The following is a 10,429-nucleotide window of genomic DNA, read 5'->3' on the forward strand; positions in this document are numbered from 1 at the left end:
TGGACAACAGCGTTAAAATCGCCAATCCGCCTTGCGTGAGGATGATCTTTTTATTGCTTGTCACACTGCCATACAAAGCGACGAGCACGATATAGATGAGGATCATCGTGACGATTTCAATCGATTGACTCACGAACAGACCGTATAACAATCCGACACCAATCAATCCGTTATAGACGCCTTGGTTCTTGAACAGCACCGACACGGAGTCGCGCGCGAGCTCTTGTTCCGTCATGTTGAAGACGCGAGCCGTCGTTTTCGAACGAGTGGCGAACGTCTCTAAATACAAGATGTAGAAGAATTCGAGCGCGACGAGCGTTCCGAGGACGAGTGTGAGCGAAGACATGTTAGTTGGTCGAAGCGACTTCCGTCACATGGAGCACCGGTTTCGCCGTCACGTAGTTGGCTACGTTTTGGGCGAAAGCGATCAAGTCCGGGTTTTGGTTGTGGCGTTCGATTGCCGCTTGGTCGGCCCAGTTCTCAATCATGACGAAACGGTTCTCCGACGATGTCGATTGGAACAATTCATAGCTCAAGCAACCGTCTTCTTGTTTCGACGAGTCGATGAGCTTGTTGATATCGGCTAAGAAGTTGTCAAATTCCGTTTCTTTCACATCAAAAATGGCATTCACTAAGATCATGTTGAATTCCTCCGATTATTTAAAGTTTGTGATCGTTTCTGCGTCGAGACGGACCGATTGGTAGCCTGCTTCTGCCGCTTTACCGACCGAGAGAATCATGACCGGCACGTAACGGTCTTTGTCTAAACCGAATGCTTCAGCGAGCTGGTCTTTCTCAAACCCACCGATCGGGTTCGTGTCGTAACCGTGGGCACGGGCGACGAGCATGAACTGCATCGCAGCGAGACTTGAGTCGATTTTGACGATGTCGTTCATCTCTTGTTTCGACAAGTTTTTGTAGTAAGGAATGATAGCGTCGAGTTGTTGGTCGCGTACTTCTTGTGGCATCTTGCCTTCAGCGACGGCTTGATCGTAGATTGTTTCGCCGAGCTCGTAGCATTCCATGTCACCGAAGATGAGAAGCATCGCGGCCGACGTATCGTTTTGACGAACGTTGAAGCGGATGAGCGGTTTGAGCGTCTCTTTTGCTTCCGGGCTCTCGACGACGACGAAGCGCCATGGTTGCATGTTGACTGACGACGGAGCCGTCGTCGCTTCTTGGATCATCTCGAGCATTTCGAGTTGTGGAATTTTGACCGTTTCGTCATAGACGCGAATTGATTTTCTGTCGAGCATTACGTCCGTTAATGTGTTATTTTCAAATGTAGTTGCCATGGGTAATCTCCTCTTTCTCTCTTTAAATGTTGTTTAATTTTTGTAGCAGGGTGGATAGCTGTTGCATCTCCGACTCCGATAATACTTTGGCGATCAAATGGTTCGTCTGATCATGGTTTTGTTCACAGTGCTGCAACTCGCGTGTCGCTGTCTCCGTCAAGCGGACGAACACTTCGCGGTTGTTCGCGACGTTCCGTTCACGTTGGACATGGCCTTTCTCCTCGAGGATCTTCAAGTGACGGGTGATCGCCGCATTGTCGATCTTCATCTCTTGTTGGATCTCGCTTTGCGAGCAGACGCCTTTGTCGTTGACGATCATGAGCATCTCGTAGCGGGTCAGGCTGAAGCCTGTCTCGCGCTCGAACGATGTCGCGACGCGCTGGTCGGCGAGTTTGATTTGATAAAGTAATCGACTCATGTCTCGTAGTTCCATTGCGTCCCACCTTTCATGTTTGACTCATCAATCATTGACAAGTCAAATGTTAGCAAGTCTATTTGATTCTGTAAAGCAAGACGACTCGAGAAAAGACACTACCAGATTAGTCGGCAGTGTCTCGCTCGATTTTTGTACCATCAAATCGGTATTCGCTGATGAACGTCGTCTTGTCAAAGCCGTATAAGCGGTCGTGGCGGTTCAAGTCGTCGATCGTTTGGAGTGAATTGAACGACGGATCGCCGGCTTGGGGCGTTCGTGATACGTTCAAATAGCGCTCGGTGAAGTCGTCATCCTCGTTCGGAGTCCCGTCGAACGAGAAATGGATCGACTCCACGTCGTCCTCGAGCAGACGGATGATGTCGAGCACGCGCTGTTTCTGTTCATTGGTGTCGTTCCATGCTTCGTGCAGCATGACGGAAGCGCCTAAAAACGTCTCTGGATTCAGTTCGAAGATAGACGTCGGTTTCTTTGTATTTACGTCGCGCATTCGCACCGCGTCTTCCGGTACGTTCGCCCGGACCGTCTCTTCACGTGACAAGACGTTCGCGGTGACGAGTCGGTCGTGTAGCGTCGTCTCGGCTTCTTTTACCCAGTAGGCAGGCATGACATCGTCCTGGATCGTGCCGTCCCCATACGTCCGCGCGGAATACGTCCCGCGAAGCGGTGTCGTCTCCAGTTTGAACGTCGCCTTGTATCCAGTCAGTTTCCAGTCCTGCGATACGTCGACGTCGACACGCTCCCCGTACGTGTCATAGATGTAGTCTGTATAGCGCTCCGTCGCTTCGCTTCTCCCGTACATCGATCCGGCGACGAGCAAGCCGACTGCGCCAATTAACAACCTTTTCTTCATTTTCTGTTCACCTCTACTACAATGTACCCGAAAAGACCGAATCCCGTCTCGGTCCAAAGTCGTATTCTATTTATTCCCAATTCCCTGTAAACTGAAAGTGCCCTCTAAGAACTATTGCTTTTACGTGTACTAATACATATAATACACTTATACCACGTTTATAAGAGAGGGTGTGACCCATGTTATATAAGATTGATATGAAAAGTGCAGAACCTTTATATGAACAAATCGTCAATCAGACGAAAGCGCTCGTCATCCGCGGCATCTTACGACCAGGCGACAAAGTCATGTCGGTCCGTGAGCTCGCGACGGACCTCGTCATCAATCCAAACACCGTCAGCAAGGCGTACCAAGAACTCGAGCGGCTCGGACTTCTCGAGATGCATCGCGGGCGCGGGACGTTCGTCTCCATGGACTGGATTGATCAGGACGCGTCACGAGCGCCGGTCGTCGCAGCCATCCAAAAGCTCGCTATCGATTGCCATTACGCGAACGTGTCGCTTAAAGAAGCGATGACGCTATTTGAGACAGAGTATAAGAAAGTAGGGGAGAACCATGCTGACAGTACAGCAACTGAGTAAGAGAATCGACCGCCAAACCGTGCTCGACGCAATCGACTTCTCGGTCAGACCAGGAGAGATCATCGCCCTCGTCGGTCGTAACGGGGCCGGCAAGACGACACTCCTCCGGACGATGGTCGGCATCATCCGACCGGACACCGGGGACGTCCGCTACGGGCCATCGAGCATTTTTGAGAAGTCCGAATTGAAGAGGGACGTCATTTTCGTTCCGGATTCAGCCGACGCGCTCAAACATTACACCGTCAACGAGGCGATGGACTTGTACGCCTCGATCTATCCGTCGTTCGACCGGGCGGCGTTCACCGAGACGCTCACGCGCTACAACATCGGTAATAAAAAGATCCGTCAGTTGTCCAAAGGGCAGAAAGCGATGGTGACGCTGTCGCTCGCCTTCGCCGTCAAAGCGAGCTATTACCTGCTCGATGAGCCGACCGATGGACTCGATGTCGTCGCCAAGGCCGACGTCTTGAAACTGATGATCGCCCAAGTCGAGGCACGCAACTGCTCAATCATCGTCTCGAGCCACCAGCTGCACGAGCTCGAGCGGATCGCCGACCGCATCATCATGATCGAGAAGGGACGGGTCAAAGCGATCATGTCGCTTGAAGAGGCTCGTGAGTCGAGCGTCAAGCTGCAAGTCGTCTTCAACGACCAAGTACCGGTCGAACTGCTCGAACGAAAAGATATCGAAATCATCAACGTGACGGGACGCGTCGTCTTGTTCATGGCGAAAGAACGGACACAAGAGCTCGACGCGTTCGTCGACGCCCACGACCCGATGCTCGTCGAAGAGATTCCGATGTCGCTCGAAGACATCTTCCGTGTCCAATTAGGAGGTGAGACAAGTGTCATTTAACGTGTTGTTGAAAAAAGATTGGAAACAAGTGTCGTTGTTATGGATTTTGCTCGTGTTCCTCGGCATCATCGCTTTCACGTTGCCGGTTTGGTCACAGATGCAATACTTTGATCAAGAGCTCCGCAATATCGAGCAAAATCCAGCCGAGTATGCACCATGGTTCGACGGTGATGTTTCTGAGATGTCGAAGGAAGAATTATTCAATAATGATAACAGTTCTGGCTACTCGATTGGAGATTTACGAATAATGATTCCGTTGGGGAGTGTCTTGTTCCTGTACGTGATTTTCGGTGCCCTTATGGCCTCCGTATTGATCGGAGCGGAACGAAACAGTCAAATGTCCGACTTCACGATGTCGCTTCCTTATACACGAACTCAGCTGTACATATCGAAATGGTTGATTGGAACGATTGGCCTTATCGTGTCGTCACTCCTTGGCGGGACACTCATGATCTTATTGATTCATTTCTCGGACTATGCGTTCTTGATGGAAGGCAACACGGTGAGAGTCGCCGCACTCGTCCTCATGATGATGCTGAGCGGCATTTCGTTCTTCTCGCTCTCGCTCTGGATGGGTTCATTCGGCGGTGAGTCGATCTCACAAGTCATCTGGACGGCGATCGCCCTTGCTTTCCCGGTCGGTATCGTCGCCTTGGTGCAAGGTTCATTTTACGCCTTTACACAACGATACGATGATACGTACACCTTCTTTGATAGCATGTACGAAAGTGTGTTCTTGCGTGTGTTGTCTCCGCTCTCGAACCTTGCCAACGTTGACATGTATGAGTTCTTCGACGGACAGCAGGAATGGCAGAAGTTCCTCGCAATCGCGCCATGGAGTGCCCTCGCCTTCATCGCCTTATCGTTCGGTCTTGGGCTGTGGATGTTCAACCGAGCCCCGCAAGAGAACAACGGCCGTTTCTTCATGTTCTCGAACTGGCTCTGGCTCGTCCACGTCTTCATGGTTCTTTGTTTCGCCATGCTCGGGGGCATCATCCTTTCGTCGTTCGCGTTCCAGACAGGTTTCGTCTTGTACATCGTCGGCTTCTTAATTGGCGGCTTCCTCGCCCACTTGCTCGCCAAACGTTTGCTCTATCGCTTCAACCTGCAACTCAAATCTTAAGGAGGACGTATCATGAAACGGTTCGGTCTGGTGCTCGTCGCATTACTGTTTGTACTTTCAGGGTGTAGTGATCCCTCGAAGCGGCCCCCGAGTGCCTTTCAATACGAGGGCACATACGTCGGCGATATCAACGCTGTCGTCGGCATCGCCAAGACGTTGCCGATGCACGACTGTTATAAGTCGATTGAGCTGCAGACGAAAAAACGTCCCTATGGCTTGACCGTCCGTTATCATGATCCGGAGATTGAGCGCATCGAGCAGGAGCAACTCGCCATCCGTAACGCGGCGACGTATTTCACGCTCGTACAAAATACGGAGATCGTCCGTTTCGCGTTCCCGAACCGGACATACGCGTTCTCTCGTCCCGAGATGGAGGCGTGGCTCGGGATCGACTTCTCGACGATCGAGAAAGAAGAAGAGTTGATTGCCCGCTTGGATGAAAAAATTGGGAATGAAGAGCAAACTGAAGCGTACTTCAGACGCGTCTAAAGTGTATGGATTTTTGAATCCATGCACTTTTTTTCGATATTTTCTGAAAATTATCGGGTAAAGGGTAGATGAAAGCGTTTTCTTAGCATTATAATGGAATTAAATGAATGGCTATTCATTCTAAGGAGGAGAATCAATGGAAAAACCGTGGTTACAAGATTATCCAGCTGACATGCCTGAAACGATCGACTACGAGGTGAAACCACTCTATGAGGCACTCAGCCGCGCCGCTAAAGATTTCCCGGACCGGACCGCCGTCTCGTTTATCGGCAAGGATTTGACGTTTGCCCAAATCGATGATGCGGCCCACCGTTTGGCGACGATGTTGCAGTCGAGAGGGTTGCAAAAAGGGGACCGGGTCAGCCTGATGCTCCCGAACTGTCCACAGTACGTGATCTCGTTCTACGCCGTCCTGTATGCCGGTGGGACTGTCGTCCAGACGAACCCGCTCTACACCGAGCACGAGCTTGAAAACTTGATCACCGATTCCGGCGCGAAGATCGTCATCACGCTCGATCTCCTCTATCCGAAGTCGCTCCGGGTGAAAGAGAAGACGGACATTCAAACGATCGTCACGACGAGTATTGCCGACTACCTGCCATTCCCGAAAAATAAGCTGTACCCGATCAAAGTGAAACGTGAGAACAATATCGTCATCGATACGACGGGTTCGGTCGCGTTCAAGGACTTCAAGAACTTTGGACCGGTCAAACCGATCGAGATCGACCCGAAACAAGACGTCGCTGTGCTCCAATACACGGGCGGGACGACCGGACTGCCGAAAGGCGTCATGTTGACGCATTTCAACTTGACGGCGAACGTCGACCAAATTTCGAACTTCTTCTATAAATATAACCGCGGTGACGAGAAGCGCGTCTTGAGCGTCGTCCCGTTCTTCCACGTCTACGGCATGACGTGTTGCTTAAACTTCGGGATGGCGAACGGGTATGAACTCATTCTCGTGCCGCGCTTTGACGTCACCGACGTCTTGAAGACGATCAATAAGAAGAAACCACATTTCTTCCCAGGCGCACCGACGATGTATGTCGGCATCTTGAATGACCCGAAACTGAAGAAATACGATTTGTCCTCGATTGAGGCGTGTATATCAGGATCGGCTCCACTCCCGGTCGAAGTGCAAGAACAGTTCGAGGACATTACGGGCGGGCGCATCGTCGAAGGATACGGCTTGTCCGAGACGTCACCGGTGACGCACGCAAACTTCTTGTGGGATAAACGCATCGTCGGCTCGATTGGGGTGCCGTTATCCGATACTTCTGCTAAAATTGTAAAGGCAGACGGCGAGACACCGGCTGAAGTCGGTGAAATCGGCGAAGTGTTCCTGAATGGACCGCAAGTCATGAAAGGCTACTGGCAAAAACCAGAAGAGACGGCGGCCGTCTTGAAAGATGGATGGCTCGCGACCGGTGACCTCGGCTATATGGGCGAGGACGGGTTCTTCTATATCGTCGACCGGAAGAAAGACATGATCATCGCCGGCGGCTTCAACGTCTACCCGCGCGAGATCGAAGAAGTGCTGTACGAACATCCGGCCGTCAAGGAAGCGGTCTGTATCGGTGTCCCGGACCCTTACCGCGGTGAGACGGTCAAAGCGTTCATCGTCACGCGGGACGGGGTGAATGTGACCGAAGACGAGCTCGACAAGCATTGCCGTGAGAAGCTCGCGGCGTATAAAGTACCAAAGCTGTATGAATTCCGTGACGAGTTGCCGAAGACGTTCGTTGGTAAGATCCTGCGCCGCGTCCTCGTCGACGAAGAGAAGGCGAAACAAGTGAAACAAAGCAGTTGACACCTCTCTTTGACATGATAGAATAATAAATGAATGAACCATCATTCATTTTTCTGCAGCAATAAGGAGCATGGGTGTCTATGAAAAAGAATGTATCAAAAAGTGACCGCATTATCGATGCGGCAGTGAAAGTGATCGCGGACCATGGTTATCACGGTGCAAAGGTGACAGCCATCGCCAAAGAAGCTGGTGTCGCGGACGGAACGATTTATTTGTACTTCAAAAATAAGGAGCATCTGTTGATCGAACTGTTCCAGACGAAGATGGGCTTGTTCATCGACTACTCGAAGCAACAGATCGAGCAGGAGACGACGGCAGGCGACAAGCTGTACCAGTTGATTGAGTCGCATCTCAAGCAGCTGTCGGTCGACTACGACCTCGCCGTCGTGACGCAAATCGAGCTCAGACAGTCGAACTTGGCGCTCCGCCAAAAGATCAGTGAAGTGTTGAAGCCGTATTTGAACTTGATCGATGCGGTCGTCAAGCACGGCATCGAGACCGGGGAGTTTGACCAGGACCTCGACTACCGGCTGGCGCGACAAATGATTTTCGGCACGATCGATGAAGTGGTCACGAGTTGGATGGCGAGCGGCTTCAAGTACGACTTGATGTCGACGTTACCGAAAGTACACCATATGTTGAAAAAAGGGCTTGCTTAACCGTAAGCCCTCTCGCTAGCTCAAAAAATGAATGCTGATTCATGGATGATGGTGCGAACAACCTAAAGGGGGAACTACGATGAATATTTTTGTGTTGCTGAAGCGTACGTTCGATACAGAGGAAGCGATCCAACTTGAGAACGGGGAAATTCAAGAAGACGGTGCTGAGTTCATCATTAACCCATACGATGAGTATGCGGTCGAGGAAGCGATTCGCAAGCGTGACGATCTCGGGGGAGAAGTCACGGTCGTGACGGTCGGACCGGACGACGCGGACAAAGAACTACGGACAGCGCTCGCGATGGGTGCGGACAAAGCGGTCCGCATCTCGATCGAGGACGACGTCGAGGACGCGGATCACGTGACGATCTCGAAAGTGCTCGCCACGTACTTGAAAGACCAGGCACCAGACCTCATCTTCGCCGGCAACGTCGCGATCGACGGCGGCAGCGGGCAAGTGGCACCGCGCGTCGCCGAGCTGCTCGACATGAACTACGTGACGACGATCACGAAGCTCGACATTAACGGCACGACGGCGACGGTCACGCGTGACGTCGAAGGGGACACCGAAGTGATCGAAGTCAATCTTCCACTCCTCGTGACGGCACAACAAGGGTTGAACGAACCGCGCTATCCAAGCCTTCCTGGCATCATGAAGGCGAAGAAGAAGCCGCTCGAAGAACTCGAGTTGTCAGACATTGACCTCGACGAAGACGAGATCGGCGCGAAAATCGAGACGATTGAACGGTTCTTGCCGGAAGAGAAGAAAGCGGGACGTATCCTTGAAGGGGACACGTCGACACAAGTGAGCGAGCTCGTTCAATTACTTCGCACGGAAGCCAAAGTCATTTAAGGGGGACATCACATATGAAAGCTTTAGTACTCGCAGAAGCGCGCGAAGGCGCGTTACGGAACGTATCATTTGAAGCGATCGCCGCAGCGAAACAACTGACGGACGACGTGACGGCAGTCGTCATTGGGGATGACGTCAAAGCACTCGCGACTGAACTCGGGGAGTACGGCGCAGCGCGCGTCCTCGTCATTGAAGACGAGCGACTCAAACATTACACGCCGGACGGTTACGGCCAAGTGCTCCGCCAAGTCATCGACCAAGAAGGACCGGACATGATCGTCCTCGGTCACACTGCACTCGGAAAAGATATCGCACCGAAACTCGCGGCCCGTCTTGACGCCGGTCTCATCAGTGACGTCGTCTCGATCGAAGGCTCAGGGCGAGACGCCGAATTCGTCCGTCCGATCTACTCGGGTAAAGCGTTCGAGAAAGTGAAGTTCAAAGATTCGGTCATGTTCTTCACGATCCGTCCGAACAACATCGACGCACTTCCACGGCAAGCGGGGGCGAGCGTGTCGGTCGAGACGCCAGCCGTCGAATTGAAAGACCTTGCTATGATTGTCAAAGAAGTCGTCCGTAAAGCGACCGGTAAAGTCGATCTCGCGGAAGCAAAAGTCATCGTCGCCGGAGGACGCGGCGTCAAGAGCGAGGACGGTTTCAAACCGCTCGAAGAACTCGCTGAACTGCTCGGCGGCGCGGTCGGTGCTTCACGGGGAGCCTGTGACGCGGACTATTGCGACTATGCACTCCAAATCGGTCAGACTGGTAAAGTCGTCACGCCGGACCTTTATATCGCCTGCGGGATCTCTGGGGCGATTCAACACTTGGCCGGGATGAGCAACGCCAAAGTCATCGTCGCCATCAACAAGGACCCGGAAGCGAACATCTTCAGCGTGGCCGACTACGGCATCGTCGGCGACTTGTTCGACGTCGTCCCGCTCTTGACGGAAGAGTTCCGAAAACACCTCGTCAATAGCTGATGGGCATAACGTTTGGGGAAAGTTACCCTCCGTGGTATACTCTGAACATGAAATGCAAGAGAGTTCTTAATTGAACTGTCTCATCTTACTGGGGAGGTATTTACCAAATGGCTATTAAACACGCAACGACTCAAACATTTGAACAAGAAGTGAAAGAGGGCGTCGTCCTCGTTGATTTTTGGGCAGCATGGTGTGGACCGTGCCGCATGATCGCACCGGTTCTTGAAGAACTCGATCAAGAGATGGGCGACCAAGTCCAAATCGTTAAACTCGACGTTGACGAGAACCCAGAAGTAGCGGGCGCTTTCCAAATCCAAAGCATCCCGACACTCATGATGTTCAAAGACGGACAACCTGTCTCGAAAACAATGGGCTTCCAACCAAAAGAAGCGCTTAAAGAGTTTATCGCGTCAGCAAAATAATAAAACGTACAGCCGATCGGGAGACCGATCGGCTGTTTTTTGTTGGCTTCGTTAGGGAAGAAGGAGTTTAGTGAG

14 protein-coding genes are annotated in these 10,429 nt (G+C 52.0%); 9 read left to right on the forward strand and 5 right to left on the reverse strand.

The annotated features are described in order from the left end of the window. From A6395_RS12830 to A6395_RS12850, 5 genes are all read right to left on the reverse strand, one after another. Positions 1-346: DUF1304 domain-containing protein (locus A6395_RS12830; protein WP_071399329.1), on the reverse strand; the 346-nt coding region annotated here is incomplete at its 3' end. A 1-nt stretch (position 347) separates the two neighbouring features. Next, entirely contained in the window at positions 348-641 is a 294-nt protein-coding gene (locus A6395_RS12835; protein WP_071399330.1) for a putative quinol monooxygenase, read from the reverse strand. Positions 642-656: 15 nt separating this feature from the next. Continuing rightward, complete coding sequence (locus tag A6395_RS12840; RefSeq protein WP_071399331.1) at positions 657-1,295, reverse strand: nitroreductase family protein; 639 nt, start codon at positions 1,293-1,295, stop codon at positions 657-659. Positions 1,296-1,317: 22 nt separating this feature from the next. Further along, the gene (locus tag A6395_RS12845; protein ID WP_252100542.1) at positions 1,318-1,713 is read right to left on the reverse strand and encodes a MarR family winged helix-turn-helix transcriptional regulator; all 396 of its coding nucleotides are present in this window, start codon (positions 1,711-1,713) and stop codon (positions 1,318-1,320) included. 121 nt (positions 1,714-1,834) lie between these two features. Beyond that, complete coding sequence (locus A6395_RS12850; protein ID WP_071399333.1) at positions 1,835-2,581, reverse strand: hypothetical protein; 747 nt, start codon at positions 2,579-2,581, stop codon at positions 1,835-1,837. Between the two features lie 179 nt (positions 2,582-2,760). Between A6395_RS12850 and A6395_RS12855 the strand changes: the two genes are divergently transcribed. The 9 genes from A6395_RS12855 to trxA all read left to right on the forward strand — a co-directional run bounded on the left by A6395_RS12855 (position 2,761) and on the right by trxA (position 10,354). Then, entirely contained in the window at positions 2,761-3,162 is a 402-nt protein-coding gene (locus A6395_RS12855) for a GntR family transcriptional regulator (RefSeq protein ID WP_071399334.1), read from the forward strand. Then, positions 3,137-4,018 carry an ABC transporter ATP-binding protein gene (locus tag A6395_RS12860; RefSeq protein WP_071399335.1) on the forward strand — a complete coding sequence of 294 codons (882 nt, stop codon included), beginning with the start codon at positions 3,137-3,139 and terminating at the stop codon, positions 4,016-4,018. Before A6395_RS12855 ends, A6395_RS12860 begins: the two co-directional genes overlap by 26 nt. Beyond that, entirely contained in the window at positions 4,008-5,141 is a 1,134-nt protein-coding gene (locus tag A6395_RS12865) for an ABC transporter permease subunit (protein ID WP_071399336.1), read from the forward strand. The genes A6395_RS12860 and A6395_RS12865 overlap by 11 nt, the downstream gene beginning before the upstream one ends. A 12-nt stretch (positions 5,142-5,153) precedes the next feature. Then, positions 5,154-5,630 (forward strand): DUF4825 domain-containing protein, encoded by a 477-nt coding sequence (locus A6395_RS12870; RefSeq protein ID WP_071399337.1) that lies wholly within the window; start codon positions 5,154-5,156, stop codon positions 5,628-5,630. Between the two features lie 136 nt (positions 5,631-5,766). Then, a complete protein-coding gene (locus A6395_RS12875) occupies positions 5,767-7,440 on the forward strand; it encodes an AMP-binding protein (protein WP_071399338.1) in 1,674 nt (557 codons plus the stop codon). A gap of 80 nt (positions 7,441-7,520) precedes the next feature. Continuing rightward, positions 7,521-8,099, forward strand: coding sequence for a fatty acid metabolism transcriptional regulator FadR (locus tag A6395_RS12880; protein WP_070327744.1), 579 nt, complete (start codon positions 7,521-7,523; stop codon positions 8,097-8,099). A 79-nt stretch (positions 8,100-8,178) separates the two neighbouring features. Then, the gene (locus A6395_RS12885; RefSeq protein WP_071399339.1) at positions 8,179-8,952 is read left to right on the forward strand and encodes an electron transfer flavoprotein subunit beta/FixA family protein; all 774 of its coding nucleotides are present in this window, start codon (positions 8,179-8,181) and stop codon (positions 8,950-8,952) included. Between the two features lie 14 nt (positions 8,953-8,966). Further along, a complete protein-coding gene (locus A6395_RS12890) occupies positions 8,967-9,932 on the forward strand; it encodes an electron transfer flavoprotein subunit alpha/FixB family protein (protein WP_071399340.1) in 966 nt (321 codons plus the stop codon). Between the two features lie 107 nt (positions 9,933-10,039). After that, on the forward strand, positions 10,040-10,354 hold the full coding sequence (gene trxA / locus A6395_RS12895) for a thioredoxin (RefSeq protein ID WP_070327741.1): 315 nt from the start codon (positions 10,040-10,042) through the stop codon (positions 10,352-10,354). The last annotated feature ends 75 nt before the right edge of the window (positions 10,355-10,429 follow it).

This window comes from Exiguobacterium sp. SH31 (genome assembly GCF_001816105.1).
Taxonomy (GTDB): Bacteria; Bacillota; Bacilli; order Exiguobacteriales; family Exiguobacteriaceae; genus Exiguobacterium; species Exiguobacterium aurantiacum_A.